Origin of the sequence: Chryseobacterium sp. OV279 (genome assembly GCF_900128945.1) — a bacterium.
Classification (GTDB): Bacteria; Bacteroidota; Bacteroidia; order Flavobacteriales; family Weeksellaceae; genus Chryseobacterium.
Map to the genome: position 1 here is coordinate 782,588 of NZ_FQUD01000003.1, position 13,971 is coordinate 796,558.

At 36.3% G+C, this 13,971-nt stretch carries 16 protein-coding genes; 5 read left to right on the forward strand and 11 right to left on the reverse strand.

The genetic code is table 11. The annotated features are described in order from the left end of the window. Position 1 precedes the first annotated feature (1 nt). Positions 2–652, reverse strand: coding sequence for an NADPH-dependent F420 reductase (locus BUA72_RS16000; RefSeq protein WP_034725484.1), 651 nt, complete (start codon positions 650–652; stop codon positions 2–4). A 131-nt stretch (positions 653–783) separates the two neighbouring features. Beyond that, positions 784–1,371 (reverse strand): Crp/Fnr family transcriptional regulator, encoded by a 588-nt coding sequence (locus tag BUA72_RS16005; protein ID WP_072923875.1) that lies wholly within the window; start codon positions 1,369–1,371, stop codon positions 784–786. 189 nt (positions 1,372–1,560) lie between these two features. Between BUA72_RS16005 and BUA72_RS16010 the strand changes: the two genes are divergently transcribed. Continuing rightward, entirely contained in the window at positions 1,561–2,304 is a 744-nt protein-coding gene (locus BUA72_RS16010) for a hypothetical protein (protein ID WP_072923877.1), read from the forward strand. A 191-nt stretch (positions 2,305–2,495) separates the two neighbouring features. Beyond that, the gene (locus tag BUA72_RS16015; protein WP_072924182.1) at positions 2,496–4,685 is read left to right on the forward strand and encodes a B12-binding domain-containing radical SAM protein; all 2,190 of its coding nucleotides are present in this window, start codon (positions 2,496–2,498) and stop codon (positions 4,683–4,685) included. Positions 4,686–4,760: 75 nt separating this feature from the next. Here the strand turns inward: BUA72_RS16015 and BUA72_RS16020 are convergent, their stop codons facing one another. From BUA72_RS16020 to atpD, 3 genes are all read right to left on the reverse strand, one after another. Next, a complete protein-coding gene (locus BUA72_RS16020; RefSeq protein ID WP_072923878.1) occupies positions 4,761–5,582 on the reverse strand; it encodes a hypothetical protein in 822 nt (273 codons plus the stop codon). Between the two features lie 78 nt (positions 5,583–5,660). Next, positions 5,661–5,942, reverse strand: coding sequence for a FoF1 ATP synthase subunit delta/epsilon (locus BUA72_RS16025; RefSeq protein ID WP_034725479.1), 282 nt, complete (start codon positions 5,940–5,942; stop codon positions 5,661–5,663). Positions 5,943–6,025: 83 nt separating this feature from the next. Beyond that, positions 6,026–7,534 (reverse strand): F0F1 ATP synthase subunit beta, encoded by a 1,509-nt coding sequence (gene atpD, locus BUA72_RS16030; protein ID WP_047455518.1) that lies wholly within the window; start codon positions 7,532–7,534, stop codon positions 6,026–6,028. A gap of 322 nt (positions 7,535–7,856) precedes the next feature. On the opposite strand from atpD, the gene BUA72_RS16035 reads away from it, so the two are divergent. Further along, the gene (locus BUA72_RS16035; RefSeq protein WP_072923880.1) at positions 7,857–8,777 is read left to right on the forward strand and encodes a bifunctional riboflavin kinase/FAD synthetase; all 921 of its coding nucleotides are present in this window, start codon (positions 7,857–7,859) and stop codon (positions 8,775–8,777) included. Positions 8,778–8,826: 49 nt separating this feature from the next. Here the strand turns inward: BUA72_RS16035 and BUA72_RS16040 are convergent, their stop codons facing one another. Both BUA72_RS16040 and BUA72_RS16045 read right to left on the reverse strand, forming a co-directional pair. After that, positions 8,827–9,291 (reverse strand): hypothetical protein, encoded by a 465-nt coding sequence (locus tag BUA72_RS16040; RefSeq protein ID WP_072923881.1) that lies wholly within the window; start codon positions 9,289–9,291, stop codon positions 8,827–8,829. A 107-nt stretch (positions 9,292–9,398) separates the two neighbouring features. Next, the gene (locus BUA72_RS16045) at positions 9,399–9,752 is read right to left on the reverse strand and encodes an MmcQ/YjbR family DNA-binding protein (RefSeq protein ID WP_034725474.1); all 354 of its coding nucleotides are present in this window, start codon (positions 9,750–9,752) and stop codon (positions 9,399–9,401) included. Between the two features lie 155 nt (positions 9,753–9,907). Between BUA72_RS16045 and BUA72_RS16050 the strand changes: the two genes are divergently transcribed. Then, positions 9,908–10,567, forward strand: coding sequence for an NAD(P)H-binding protein (locus BUA72_RS16050; protein WP_072923883.1), 660 nt, complete (start codon positions 9,908–9,910; stop codon positions 10,565–10,567). A 172-nt stretch (positions 10,568–10,739) separates the two neighbouring features. Beyond that, positions 10,740–11,225 carry a hypothetical protein gene (locus BUA72_RS16055; protein ID WP_139259629.1) on the forward strand — a complete coding sequence of 162 codons (486 nt, stop codon included), beginning with the start codon at positions 10,740–10,742 and terminating at the stop codon, positions 11,223–11,225. A 115-nt stretch (positions 11,226–11,340) separates the two neighbouring features. Here BUA72_RS16055 and BUA72_RS16060 read toward each other — a convergent pair whose 3' ends face one another. The 4 genes from BUA72_RS16060 to kdsB form a co-directional block, all read right to left on the reverse strand. Then, positions 11,341–11,916 carry a glutathione peroxidase gene (locus BUA72_RS16060; RefSeq protein ID WP_047455378.1) on the reverse strand — a complete coding sequence of 192 codons (576 nt, stop codon included), beginning with the start codon at positions 11,914–11,916 and terminating at the stop codon, positions 11,341–11,343. Positions 11,917–12,000: 84 nt separating this feature from the next. Beyond that, positions 12,001–12,663 (reverse strand): histidine kinase, encoded by a 663-nt coding sequence (locus BUA72_RS16065; RefSeq protein ID WP_072923885.1) that lies wholly within the window; start codon positions 12,661–12,663, stop codon positions 12,001–12,003. Continuing rightward, entirely contained in the window at positions 12,660–12,971 is a 312-nt protein-coding gene (locus tag BUA72_RS16070; protein WP_139259630.1) for a hypothetical protein, read from the reverse strand. Before BUA72_RS16070 ends, BUA72_RS16065 begins: the two co-directional genes overlap by 4 nt. 178 nt (positions 12,972–13,149) lie before the next feature. Further along, positions 13,150–13,872, reverse strand: a complete 723-nt coding sequence (gene kdsB / locus BUA72_RS16075; protein WP_072923889.1) for a 3-deoxy-manno-octulosonate cytidylyltransferase — start codon at positions 13,870–13,872, stop codon at positions 13,150–13,152. Between the last annotated feature and the right edge of the window lie 99 nt (positions 13,873–13,971).

The following is a 13,971-nucleotide window of genomic DNA, read 5'->3' on the forward strand; positions in this document are numbered from 1 at the left end:
ATTACAGTTTTGACTTAGCTTCCTCAATGTTCACGGCTTTCCCCAGTTTCCCGAATTCATGAAGATCTCCGAAAACCTCAATACGGATAGACTGATCAATACCTCCTACTCTCAAAGGCTCAAAACCTGTTTCTCTGATCACTTCTTCAATATCATTATTGATTTCCATATCATCAGAAGCATAAAATAATACGTCTTTTTCAGGTTCATGATTGGAAGATGATGCCAGTGTTCCTGCACCCAGTGTTCCGAAGGCTTTAACCAGTTTAGCCCCTTTAGGAAGAATGGCTTTGTTCAGCTCTCCTGCTGACTCCATTTCTCCGATAATTTTTTTAAAACCTCCATTTCCGTCCGGAGCAATTGGATTGGAAACATCAACAATGATTTTACCCTGTAAACTGTTTCCGTTGTCATTAAAGAAATCCTTAAAAGCACCAAACCATATCGCAGGAATAATAATATCCGCTGTATTGATCGCCTCTTCAATTGTTGTGCTTTTTGCAAATCCACCTGACTGCGCAGCAAAATCATTTGCTTCGTCTGCATTTCTTGTGGCTACGATAACGTTATGCTTATTGTTTACTAAATTGTTCGCTACTGCTTTACCGATATTTCCCAATCCGATCACTGCTACTTTTTTCTGTGTTTCCATTTTTTGTAAATTTTAATGTTTTTGTATGGGTCAAAATTAGCACAGATAACGGTGAAAAACCGGCAAACAAGTTTAAGAAAACATCTTAACAATTGGTAAGGCGAAATCTTAACATAGTTTCATAAAACGGATTAATCTTTTATCCTTTTCGCACGGATTTTACTGAGAAATTGAGGCGTAATTCCCAGGTATGAAGCGATTTGTGTATTGGAAAGACGGTTGGCCAGCTGCGGGTACTGTTTAAGGAAGAATTCATACTTTTCATCTCCTGTCGCACTGATATTTTGCAGCATACGGTTCTGAAGTTCGATAAATTTGTGTTCAATGATCACTCTGAAGTTCCGGTCAAACTTTGGATAATAAGTATATAAAAACCACAGATCGTGTTTTTCAATCTGCAGCACAACAGAATTTTCAAGGGCTACGATGTGTAATTTGCTGGGCTTTTTGTTGTGGAAACTGTCAATGTCTACGATCCAGTCATTTTCAGAAGCAAACTGCAGGTTATGCTCTACCCCGTTTTTATCAATACTGAACATTTTAAAACATCCGGAAACCACAAAGGTATAATACTGGCACACCTCATTTTCCTGCAAAATAAACTGTTTTCTTTTTATTCTCCTCTCGGTTATCCTTTCTTCCAATACGTCAATTTCTTCCTTTGACAGAGGAATATAAGTTTTAAAATAACTGATAAGCGGAGCGGTTTCTTTCGACATTGTGAATAGGTGTGTTTGATTAATAAAATCAATCTCTATGACAATATATCAAAAAAAACTGAATTAGAAATTGGGGAGACTGTTCTTAACTTAATTTTAAACTTACTTTTAATTCCTCAATAGTTTTTTAACCTATTTTTGTACTCTAATCTATACAGATATATTTTCCTTATTTTATCCCGAACACCAATGACAAGAACAGAAAAACTAACAAGAGAACAATTAAATCAGAAGGTGAAAAAAACTTCAGAAAGATTATATGCTGCCATTGATGAATCATTAGAATTGATGTTCACCAGCGGAGACGATTGGGATGAAGACAGTTTCTCAGAGTTTCTTGAAATAATGGATGCAGAAACAGTGGAAAAAATGAGAGAAACAGCGCTACAGCTGGACACTGAGAATGACGACCCGGAAATTTTTCTTATGAAAAATGAAAGCACAACTGCTCTGGATTTAGTTACTGAACCGGGTGACGGCTTTATCATTATTCTTATTGAAAGCGATATTCATTTAACCGGAAATCTTTTCGTTGAAGAATACGTTACGCTTATCGTGATGGGTGATATAAAAGCTAAAAATATTATAGTTAACGGTTCTTTATTTTCCTCGGGAAGCCTCTCCTGCAATGTGTTGTTTGGGGCCTCCGCTAATGATCATCAGACGTATATCGAAGGAAATATAAACACTTCGCTTATTGCAGAATATGGGCAATATACTGTTTCTGAGAGTAAAATATATTCCGAATATTTACTCAGCACTCACAATACAATAGAAGGAAGATCAGGAAGATTAATAGAAAATAAAGCCCTTGAACGTGGAAATGAAGCATCTGTACTGATTCCTGAAATCCTTGATGAAAACGGATTTTTTGATGAAGAATCTTTCCTGAAGTATATTGAAATCAAAGAACCTAAGTCTCTATTTCTATAAATACAGCTTAAATTTCACAACCTATCAATAGGTATATTATTCAATAATGTCACTTGCAGTATACCTTACAAATTGCCTATCTTTGCATTCGCAATCTGAGAGAAGATATGGACTGTAACAATATCATTAAAATACTGTTATACAATTATTTAAACTCCGATTGAATGTAAATAAATTTGAAAAATTTCCTGTTGAAAGATCTGCTTCTCATCACTCCGCCTTTTACCCAGCTCAATACACCTTATCCTGCAACAGCTTATATAAAAGGCTTTCTGAATACCAAAGATATTTCCAGCTATCAGACCGATCTGGGACTGGATGTTATTTTGGAATTATTTTCAAGAAACGGAATTGAGAAAATTTTCAACACAGAGGTTAATCTTCAGGAGATCTCGGAAAATTCACAGAGAATTTATGCACTTCGCGAAGAATATCTGAAAACAATAGATCAGGTTATTCATTTTCTGCAGGGCAAAAATCCTACGCTGGCCAGACAGATCTGCAGCATGAATTTCCTTCCAGAAGCTTCCCGTTTCAATCAGTTGGACGACATGGATTTTGCATTTGGAAATATGGGACTTCAGGATAAAGCCAAGCACCTTGCTACTCTATATCTTGAGGATATTTCGGATTATATTATTGAAAATGTTGATGCGGATTTCGGATTCAGCAGGTATGCGGAACGTCTTGGAAAAAGTGCGAATTCGTTTGATGAATTATATTCAAAACTATCAGGAGATCAGACTTTTATTGATCATTTTACCTTAAAGATTCTTCAGGAAAAATTAGAATGGGTTCAGCCTAAACTGGTGTGTTTCTCAATTCCTTTTCCGGGTAATTTATATGCAGGTTTCAGGTGTGCACAGTTCATTAAAAAACATTATCCTCACATCAAAACTGCGATGGGCGGAGGTTTCCCCAATACCGAATTGAGGGAAGTAAAAGATCAGAGGGTTTTCGAATTTTTTGATTTTATTACCCTTGATGACGGTGAACTTCCTCTAGAACTTCTGTGCAGTAATGTATTAAATCCTTCAGAAGAAGCTGAGTACAAAAGAACATTTTTAATTGAAAACGAAAAGGTTACTTATAAAAATAATTCCAAAAGACACGATTACAAACAGGCAGATATCGGAACTCCGGATTACACTGATTTAAAGTTGGATCAATATGTTTCGGTGATAGAAATTGCCAATCCAATGCACAGCTTATGGAGCGACGGACGATGGAACAAGCTGACAATGGCCCATGGCTGCTACTGGGGAAAATGTACATTCTGTGATATTTCTTTAGATTACATTAAAATCTACGAACCTATATCAGCTAAAATTTTAGTTGACAGAATGGAAGAGCTCATCAAAACAACAGGTGAAACCGGATTCCATTTTGTAGATGAAGCCGCACCACCGGCATTGATGCGTGAAGTTGCTTTGGAAATTCTAAGAAGAAATCTGGTCGTTACCTGGTGGACGAATATCCGTTTTGAAAAAAGCTTTACCCGCGATTTATGTTACCTGTTAAAAATTTCAGGATGCGTTGCGGTTTCGGGTGGACTTGAAGTAGCCAGTGATAGATTGTTACAATTAATCGATAAAGGAGTTTCGGTAGAACAGGTTGCCAGAGTGACAAGAAATTTCACGGAAGCCGGGATCATGGTTCATGCTTATCTGATGTATGGCTACCCAACCCAGACCATTCAGGAAACGGTGGATTCTTTGGAAATGGTAAGACAGATGTTCGAAATGGGAATTTTGCAAAGTGGATTCTGGCATCAGTTTGCCATGACCGCCCACTCACCTGTCGGAATTAATCCTGAAGAATTTGGAGTGACTCCCGTGAAAGAAGAAATTCTGTTTGCCAACAACGATATTGATTTCAAAGACAAAACCGGAATTGATCACAGCAAATTCAGCTTCGGACTGAAAAAGTCTCTTTTCAATTATATGCACGGAATCAATTTTGAATTTCCGCTTCAGGATTGGTTTGATTTTAAAATTCCAAGAACGCAGGTTCATCCTGATCATATTCACGACTGTCTTTTGGATGAAAACCAATTTGGTTTTAAAGGCAACTCAAAAGTGGTGTTTTTAACCAAAAACGTAATCGCTGAGAATCGCATAAAAAATAAAAAGAAGTACTCCGGGCCATATACGCTTCTTACATTCCACTTAAAAACGAATATTGTAAAGATAGATCTGGAGCAGGATAAGGCGGAATGGCTGATGAAAGTTCTGGAAGAAAATTCTATAGAAAATCCGAAAAAAGTTACAGCTCAGCAACTTAAGAATCAGTTTGAAGAAAATTTCGAAGATTTTGAACTGTTTTGGTTTTCAAAACCGATGCAACAACTTAAGGAAAATGGTGTCATTTTGAGTCTTTAATTTTTGAACAAAATAAAGCCCGGAAAATTGATTTTCCGGGATTTTTATGGTTTTTGACTAAAATCTAGTCTATTTTTACTTTTCGGCACTTTCTTTCTGAACAGGACCTACCGTCACTTTTTCCTGAACCTTAATAAAAGTCGGATCCATAATCGCCATCCGTTCGGCAATAGCCTTATACGTCGGATATTTTAAAATGGATGCTCTTCCGGACATTTCCCTGTAAAGCGTAAAACTCTTTCCTCCTGCTGTTTTCAGCTGTTTGGTAGTGGTGACATATCTTCCGATTAATTTGCTTTTAGCATCATAAATCTCAATATCTACAAATGTCTTATCAGAAATGGTGTCTTCCGAGCCGAAACTTACGGGAAGATTCGTAAAATATCCTACCGGAACGCCATTGGACAGGATCTCTCCCACTTTATTGACCTCGATATTCATTTTATCGATTTTGCTTCTGGTGGTGTAAGCATCTTTTGTCTTGGAATCCAGCTTTCTCTTGGGAACATTCTTAAAGATTTCATCTAAATTTTTAATGTTGATCCCTTTATTATCGATGATTTTCAAGCCTTTGATCGAAGTATAAACCGCTGATTTTTCTTCTCCCGAAAATGCAGACGGAGAAATATAATCCATTTCTATGATTTTATCCCTGTTATACACCCGATTCAGTTTAATATAACTGTCTCTTACAGAATCCACTATACTTTTATCAACAAACTCAATGGTATACATCGGGGTTTCATTGAGATCCAGGAAAGTATAGGTATTGGACTTATTGACGATCTTAGCGACATGAATTCCGTCCAGGCTTACAATTCCTCTTTTGGTTTTGAAATTCTGGGCGTTAGATAATATCCCCAGAACGGTAAAGAATATGATTGTACTTTTCTTCATAAAATCAGACTTTTACACATAAAAAAAAGTGTAACCAAAGTTACACTTTCTTGAAAATATATTTAGCTTTTCATTTAATTATTCACAAAGGATGATTCCTTTATTATGATTAAATTCTACAACACCGCTTTTGATAGGATAAGAGAAAACTGACTCTTTATCATTTTCCTTAGTCAGGTTTTTAGCGTAAGCTTCTCCAACAGAATTGGTAAAAAGCTTCACCTTTCCCCCGATTAAAGAAGAAACAATTCCTGCGTGGTTTTTCATGATGTGAAATTCACCATTCTTTCCAGGCAATAATACTGATTCTACTTCTCCTTCAAAAACTACGTACTCTGGTGTTAAAATTTTTATATTCATATTTCTTAGATTAAAGAGAAAAGAGAAAAGAAAAAAGAATTAGACAGTGTCTTTACTCTTTTTTCTTTATTCTATTTATCTAGTTACGCGTTTTCAGCTAACATTTTTTGTCCCGCTTCGATAGCTTCTTCGATCGTTCCTTTCAAGTTGAAAGCAGCTTCCGGTAAGTGGTCTAATTCACCATCCATAATCATGTTGAAACCTTTGATCGTATCTTTGATATCTACCAATGATCCCGGAATACCTGTAAACTGTTCAGCTACGTGGAAAGGCTGAGATAAGAATCTCTGAACTTTTCTAGCACGGTACACTACAGATTTATCTTCTTCTGAAAGTTCTTCCATACCAAGAATCGCGATGATATCCTGAAGGGCTTTATATCTCTGAAGAATTTCTTTTACTCTCTGAGCACAGTCATAATGCTCTGCCCCGATAATTTCCGGAGCAAGGATTCTTGACGTAGAAGCCAATGGATCCACAGCTGGATAAATACCTAATGAAGCAATTTTTCTGTCTAGTACTGTAGTTGCATCCAAGTGAGCAAACGTTGTTGCAGGAGCCGGGTCAGTTAAGTCATCCGCAGGTACGTAAACCGCCTGTACTGAAGTAATTGAACCGTTTTTAGTTGAAGTAATTCTTTCCTGCATCGCTCCCATCTCAGAAGCAAGCGTTGGTTGGTAACCTACCGCAGATGGCATACGACCAAGAAGTGCAGATACCTCAGAACCAGCCTGTGTAAAACGGAAGATGTTGTCTACGAAGAAAAGTACGTCTCTACCTTGTCCGCTTTCACCACCGTCTCTGTAGTACTCAGCTAATGTAAGACCAGAAAGTGCTACTCTAGCTCTTGCTCCTGGTGGCTCGTTCATCTGTCCGAAAACGAATGCAGCTTTAGATTCTTTCATAGCTTCCATGTCTACTTTTGAAAGATCCCAACCTCCGTTTTCCATAGAGTGCATGAAATCATCACCGTATTTAATAATACCTGATTCTAGCATCTCTCTCAAAAGGTCATTTCCTTCTCTCGTTCTTTCACCTACTCCGGCGAAAACAGAAAGACCTCCGTGTCCTTTTGCAATATTGTTAATCAACTCCTGGATCAATACTGTTTTACCTACACCGGCACCACCGAACAAACCAATTTTACCCCCTTTTGCGTAAGGCTCAACTAAGTCGATTACTTTAATACCTGTGAATAAAACTTCTGCAGAAGTTGAAAGTTGATCAAATTTTGGAGCTGGTCTGTGAATAGGCAGACCACCTTCTTTAGATATATTTTGAAGTCCGTCGATAGCATCCCCAACAACGTTGAATAGTCTTCCGTTTACAGCATCACCGATTGGCATTGTAATAGGATTTCCGTATCCAATTACTTCCTGCCCTCTTTGAAGACCATCTGTAGCATCCATTGCGATACATCTTACTGTATCTTCACCAATATGCTGCTCTACTTCTAAGACTACTTTTTCACCGTTCCCTTTCGTAATTTCCAACGCATCATAAATACTTGGAATTACTTCCACGTCTGTAAATACTACGTCGATTACCGGACCAATAATTTGAGAAATTTTACCTTTAATTTGGTTTGCCATTGCTAAATTTTTTCTTGGTGCAAATATAATGATTCTTGATAAACCCACAATTGGTAAAAAAAAGATTTTTATCATACTTTTTGAGAGATTTCGGTGCGAAATGCAAGATTCGGGGTTTTCGGGGTTCGAGTTTCAGGGTCTGGAATGATAAAAAATAACAAATTATCTGCAAAATTCCAGATTTTCTTATCTGATCCTGCAATTTCTGATGGTCTAATCATTCAATTATCGAATTAACAAATCAACACATCACCGAATCGGCACCTCAAAACTCGTCCTATTCAAAATAAAGGTTTTATATTTGCAGTCAAATTTTTCCGTTTTGAAAGTTTTCAAGAATTTTAAAGATTATTCCTCTCAAAAGCCTTTAGCACTGTCTTTAGGAATGTTTGACGGAGTACATCTCGGGCATAAAAGTATCATCGACGAACTGATAAAAGTAGGTTCAGAGAATAATCTGGAGACAGCTATCCTTACTTTTTGGCCGCATCCGCGATTTGTTTTTAACCCAAATGAAGATCTGAAGCTTCTCAATACGGTAGATGAAAAGAAAGAACTGATCGAAAAATACAACATCGATCATTTATTCCTGAAAGAATTTGATGATGAATTCAGAAACCTTACCGGAGAAGAGTTTGTACGTCAGATCCTGATAGACAAACTGAATGTGAAATACCTTATTATAGGATATGACCATTCGTTCGGAAAAAATAAAAGCGGGAATTTCGAACTTCTTCAAAAACTGTCCAAAGAACTGGACTTCGATGTGGAACAGATGGAAGCCATCAATATCCACGAAAACAATATCAGTTCAACCAAAGTACGTAATGCCCTTCTGACCGGTAATATTAAAGCAGCCAATGAAATGCTGGGTTACTCCTACTCTGTCTCCGGAACTGTAGTTCACGGAAAAAAGCTCGGAAGAACCATCGGCTATCCTACGGCTAATATTGATACAGAATCCATTAAACTTCTTCCTAAAAAAGGCGCTTACATTGTAGAAACAAAAGTAAAAGGCCAACAATATAAAGGAATGCTGAGCATTGGCACCAATCCTACGGTGAATGGTGAAAAGCTAACCGTTGAAGTTTATATCCTTGATTTTGACGGAGATATTTATGATGAAAGAATCACGGTAAGATTCAGAGATTTTCTCCATGATGAAATCAAATTTGAAGGTCTTGAAAAACTGATCGAGAGACTGGATGAAGATAAAAGATTAACTGAAGAGTTTAATTTCTAAAAAATATAAAAAAAGCCGGCTTATCATATAAGCCGGCTTTTTATCAGGTTTATTTTAATATTTTTAAGTAAACCTTCTGCGTTTCGTTATTTAATGTCACCGTAGGGAACTGTTTATCGTGATCTATAAATATATCTCCTTTTTCATTCGACTTTCCATTTCCATCAGAATCCCAGTCAAGGCTTATGTAATATTTAACAGCCCCAGTAGGTTTTGGACTAATACGGCTTTCTGCGTCCTTTGGTACAGGTAAATCAATCGTGAAAGGAATTGATTTTTGTTCAAATTCTTTTTCCGTGATTAATGTGGCAGGAGCATCAGCTAGATTGGGATCGGCTCCGTATAAACTTACTTTCAATTTTGGATTTTTAATCGTAAAATTCTCTGTTCCTGAGAATTCTATTTTTACAGTATTGGAATCTGCACTGGCTGTGTTATTTTTTTTATCTACTGTATTACAGCTTAATAACGTCAATGTACCTGCTATAGCAAGCAATGAAAAATAGTTTCTCATAATATTTTGATTTTTGGTTAATCCTAATTTTGATTAAAAATATTAATAACAAACTTCATACCTCACCCCTATGAGAAAAAAAAAATTTAATTTCTCTCTTCCTTACCTTATGAATTATTGATCGATTCCTGAACCTTCTTAGTCAGAGATTTAAATACCAGATCATAAGACTGATCAATCATTTTAAAGATCAAATCTCTTTTCAAACCGTCTAACAACACTGAATTCCAGTGGGTTTTATTCATGTGAAAGGCACCGGTGATCTGTGGATGCTGCTCGCGGAGTTCTGCGCTCCATTCAGGATCGGTTTTTACATTAATTCCTAATGGCTGTCTCTCCAGTCCCATCAGTAAAAACATTTTCGTCCCTACTTTCATGACAAGGGTTTCATTATCAAAAGGAAAAGTTTCTGTAACTCCTTTTTTGGCAAGACAATAGTCTAGAATTTCGTTGGCATCCATGGTTTTTATAAGTAATGAGTAATAGGTAATGAGCAATTGCTATGCTGAGCGTCTTTTGTTTTATATATATGATAAGTGAGTAATGATCGTTGATATTAATTTCAAATTTAGTAAATTTAAGAAAGAAAATACTATCCATACAAATCACAACTATTATGAAAGCTTTAGTTATTGGTGCTACGGGCGCTACAGGAAAAGATCTGGTGAAACAACTGCTTAATGACAAGGAGTTTGAAGAAGTCGATATTTTTGTCAGAAAACCTGTAGATGTTCAAAATGACAAGCTTAAAGTGCATGTAGTCAACTTTGAACATCCTGAAGAATGGAAAGACAAAGTGAAAGGCGATGTTGTGTTTTCATGTCTGGGTACTACGCTTAAAGATGCCGGCAGCAAGGAAGCGCAAAGGAAAGTAGATTTCGGTTATCAGTATGAATTTGCCAAGGCGGCCAAAGAAAATGATGTGGAAGATTATGTCCTCGTATCAGCCTACGGAGCCAATCCTACCTCTAAGATATTCTATTCCAAGATGAAAGGGGAACTTGAAGAAGCTGTCAAACAACTGCATTTTACGAAGATTACTATTTTTAAACCCGGAATGCTGGAAAGAAGAGATTCAGGAAGAACAGGAGAAGTCCTGGGCAGCAGAATTATAAAATTCGCAAATAAACTTGGTCTGTTGGAAAGTCAAAAACCTTTGCCTACAGATATTTTGGCCAAAGCCATGATCAATTCTTCTAAAATAAAAAGTAATGGCTATTCCAGTATTAAACTGGGAAATATATTTTGTTTTGCGGATAAGAAGGTTGAAAATTAGGATTGCGGGTTAATAAAAATGATTTATACTTATTAAATTGCAGTATTTTTTCATAAATATTTCATTTTAGATTTAAAATAAAGACAATATATCACTAAATACATCATTTTATTACGAAATAAATATACCTCATTATTATAATGTATATTTGTTCGAATTTAAAAACAAAATGATGAGAAATTTATTTTTAGCAACTGCTGCAGTTGTGGCACTAAGTCTGTGGTCCTGTAAAAATGATAATTCCGCAGCAATAGAAAAAGAATTATCTGAAGCACACATTAAGCTGGAAGCTGAGCACAAAGTACTTGAAGATTCCCATTCGAAGATGGAAAAACAGCATGAGGAATTTAATAAGATTCATAGCGCATTAAAAGAACCTGAAACAAGTGAGCACAACAAAACAGAAGCTGCTCACCAGACTATTTTGAAAAATCATGCGGCACTCATAGCCAGTCATTCAAAAATTATAGCGCAACATGATGCACTTGAAAAGAAACATAAAGAAGGGAAACTGGCTTTAGACCAATTAATGATCGATCATGATAAGATGACTAAAGAAGATCAGGTGATATTCGCTGAACATAAAAAATTGGAGAATGAGCACAGCCTTATCTTACAACAGGATGAGAAGATCAAAAAAGAAGATCAGCTGAAATAACCGTTTCATAACAAATAAACGCTTCGACTCCGCTCAGCGTGACAGTAAAAAATACATACGGTATTAGATTTTGTCATGCTGAGCGGAGTCGAAGCGTTATTGTATAGCTTTTATCTTACTTCAGATACTTTGTAACCGCGTCGTCAGTAGGTTTTGTTGTGCTGATGAAGGTATCAACCAGTTTTCCGTTTTCATCGATCAGAAACTTCGTAAAGTTCCATAGGATCGTGGTATTTTTCACTCCGTTTAATTCTTTCTCCGTTAGGTACTTGAAAATTGGGGCGGTATCATCTCCTTTTACAGAAACTTTTGCAGCCAATGGAAATGTAACGCCATAATTTTTCTGGCAGAATGCTCCGATTTCGGTATTGGTTCCAGGCTCCTGTCCTCCAAAATTATTGGCTGGAAATCCTACAATGACCAATTTGTCTTTATATTCTTCATACACTTTCTCCAGATCTGCATACTGTGGCGTAAATCCACATTCTGATGCTGTATTTACAATAAGGATTTTTTTTCCTTTAAAATCGGCAAAGTTGATTTCGCTGCCGTCAAGGCTTTCAACTTTGAAGTCATATATTGTTTTTCCCATAAGTTCATTGGTTTTAGCTTGAGAAACTTCGCTTTTCTGATTGATACAGCTCTGTAAAAATGCCACAGTGGAAAGCAGCCATAAGAAAATATTTTTCATTTCTTTACAATTTAGTTGGCAGTTTTGCCGGAGTTATTTAACCTTAATGAAACAGCAACCGTTTCACTAAGTAAATATATTTAATTAAAACTTAAAAATATTGGTCGGAAATACTTTATTGACGTCAATTCTATTCAGGATCATCATATAATCACCGTCTTTTTTGGTGCTTGAAGATTCTATTCTGAAAGCCATGACCAGGTTTCCTACTTTTTTATAATCCGAGTAGATCAGCGTATCATCTTTTTTAACTTCTTTTAAAAGCATAAACGTTTTAACGTCAAAATAATAGATGTTCTTATTGACATTTTTCGTCAGTTCTACCTTATGACAGTAGATCTCTCCTACTTTTTCTTTTCCAAGATATTTGGCATCAAATCCTTTGCTTTCCCAGTCGATGAAATCATTATCAAAACTTTCTGAAACATATTCAGGGTATTCCTGAAGCTTGTTGGTCGCATAATTCATGGCATATCCCTTCGTTCCGTCAAAGCCTTCAATCGCCGTTTCTTTTCCGCTGATGCTGATCACCGTTTTGGTCAGATTGGGACGCTGCTGGTAAATTTTAATAGGATATTCATCTTTGATTCCTAAAATCACTTTTCCCTGTAACAGTACTGAATTCAATAGTTTCCAATTCGTCAGTCCTCCGGACAGTTCTATATTCCTGTCTATAATTTCTTTTGCCGTCTGAGAATACAGTGAAGTGGTAAGCGTTAAAAGGACTAAGTATATTATTTTTTTCATTTATTTCTTTTAAAATAATGGTCTAAAGAAGGTCTGAAAATAAATTTCGATTCATTCTGTTTCTTTTTGGGCACCAGATTTCCATTTACTTTAGTGAAAACAGTCCCCAGATCTTCTTTAAAATCTAATGGTTTTGCAAGATATACTATTTTATTTTCAAATTTATAATTAATAGGATCTTTTATACTTTGCTGTTGAGACGGTATCGTTAAATACGAAGGATAGATTTTGTTATTTTTAAATTCCAGCACAAGAAATGTGTAGATATCGATCGCTCCATTTGTTGTTGCCTGACATCTATGATTCATTTGGGCATAGAATTTTTTATTATTCAAGTTCTGGCATTTCAGATTTGAACAGCAAAACAATACTATTAAAAATAAAATCCTCATGTATAGCCTGTATATTCATTCAAATATAAGAGGAATTGGGCAAAAAAACAAAAGCGCTGAGTGCAGGTAATGTTAATCTTTTCCCAATCTATTTTTAAATTAATTTCCGTGCTTTTTCCAGATCTTCGGGTGTATCGATTCCTACTCCGATGAAATTGGTTTCTATCAGTTTGATTTTCATTCCATATTCAAGATAACGGATGCATTCTATCTTTTCTGATATTTCCAGCGGTTTCATTTCCAGTTTCGAGAACTGAAGCAGTGCATGTTTTCTGAAAGCGTAAACTCCGATATGCTTAAAATAACTCACATTGTAAGAAACTTCCCTGTGGAAAGGAATCGCGGAGCGGCTGAAATACAGTGCAAACCCATTGTTATCCGTAATGACTTTGACATTATTCGGGTTTTCGATTTCTTCTTTTTCCGTCAGTTTGATTTTTAAGGAAGCCAGAGAAATTTCCTGGTTGTCATCATCTCTGAATACGTCGATAAGCTGTCTCAGAGGCTCTAATTTAAGGAAAGGTTCATCGCCCTGAACATTGATCACAATATCACAATCGATGTTCTGTACGGCCTCTGCAATACGGTCACTTCCCGTTTCATGCTGTCCGGTCATCACGGCTTTTCCTCCGTTTTTCACGATTTCTTCAAAAATAATTTCTGAATCCGTAGCTACAAATACTTCATCGAACAGTTCCGTCTCCACAACATTTTTATATGTTGTTGTAATAACGGTTTTATCTCCCAACATCTGCATCAGCTTTGCCGGAAAACGGCTTGCTTCGTAACGCGCAGGAATGACAGCTATGATTTTCATTGATTATAAATTAATATTATGACGATAAGTTACTGTTTGGTTTTCAAAAACGCTTCGACTGCGCTCAGCGTGACACTGCTAATGCTAACAATTGACTAT

Coding starts and splice junctions, on each gene's coding strand:
- BUA72_RS16000 (WP_034725484.1), bottom strand. CDS start 652: ATGGAAACACAGAAAAAAGTAGCAGTGATCGGATTGGGAAATATCGGT.
- BUA72_RS16005 (WP_072923875.1), bottom strand. CDS start 1,371: ATGTCGAAAGAAACCGCTCCGCTTATCAGTTATTTTAAAACTTATATT.
- BUA72_RS16010 (WP_072923877.1), top strand. CDS start 1,561: ATGACAAGAACAGAAAAACTAACAAGAGAACAATTAAATCAGAAGGTG.
- BUA72_RS16020 (WP_072923878.1), bottom strand. CDS start 5,582: ATGAAGAAAAGTACAATCATATTCTTTACCGTTCTGGGGATATTATCT.
- BUA72_RS16025 (WP_034725479.1), bottom strand. CDS start 5,942: ATGAATATAAAAATTTTAACACCAGAGTACGTAGTTTTTGAAGGAGAA.
- atpD (WP_047455518.1), bottom strand. CDS start 7,534: ATGGCAAACCAAATTAAAGGTAAAATTTCTCAAATTATTGGTCCGGTA.
- BUA72_RS16040 (WP_072923881.1), bottom strand. CDS start 9,291: ATGAGAAACTATTTTTCATTGCTTGCTATAGCAGGTACATTGACGTTA.
- BUA72_RS16045 (WP_034725474.1), bottom strand. CDS start 9,752: ATGGATGCCAACGAAATTCTAGACTATTGTCTTGCCAAAAAAGGAGTT.
- BUA72_RS16050 (WP_072923883.1), top strand. CDS start 9,908: ATGAAAGCTTTAGTTATTGGTGCTACGGGCGCTACAGGAAAAGATCTG.
- BUA72_RS16055 (WP_139259629.1), top strand. CDS start 10,740: ATGAGAAATTTATTTTTAGCAACTGCTGCAGTTGTGGCACTAAGTCTG.
- BUA72_RS16060 (WP_047455378.1), bottom strand. CDS start 11,916: ATGAAAAATATTTTCTTATGGCTGCTTTCCACTGTGGCATTTTTACAG.
- BUA72_RS16065 (WP_072923885.1), bottom strand. CDS start 12,663: ATGAAAAAAATAATATACTTAGTCCTTTTAACGCTTACCACTTCACTG.
- BUA72_RS16070 (WP_139259630.1), bottom strand. CDS start 12,971: ATGAATCATAGATGTCAGGCAACAACAAATGGAGCGATCGATATCTAC.
- kdsB (WP_072923889.1), bottom strand. CDS start 13,872: ATGAAAATCATAGCTGTCATTCCTGCGCGTTACGAAGCAAGCCGTTTT.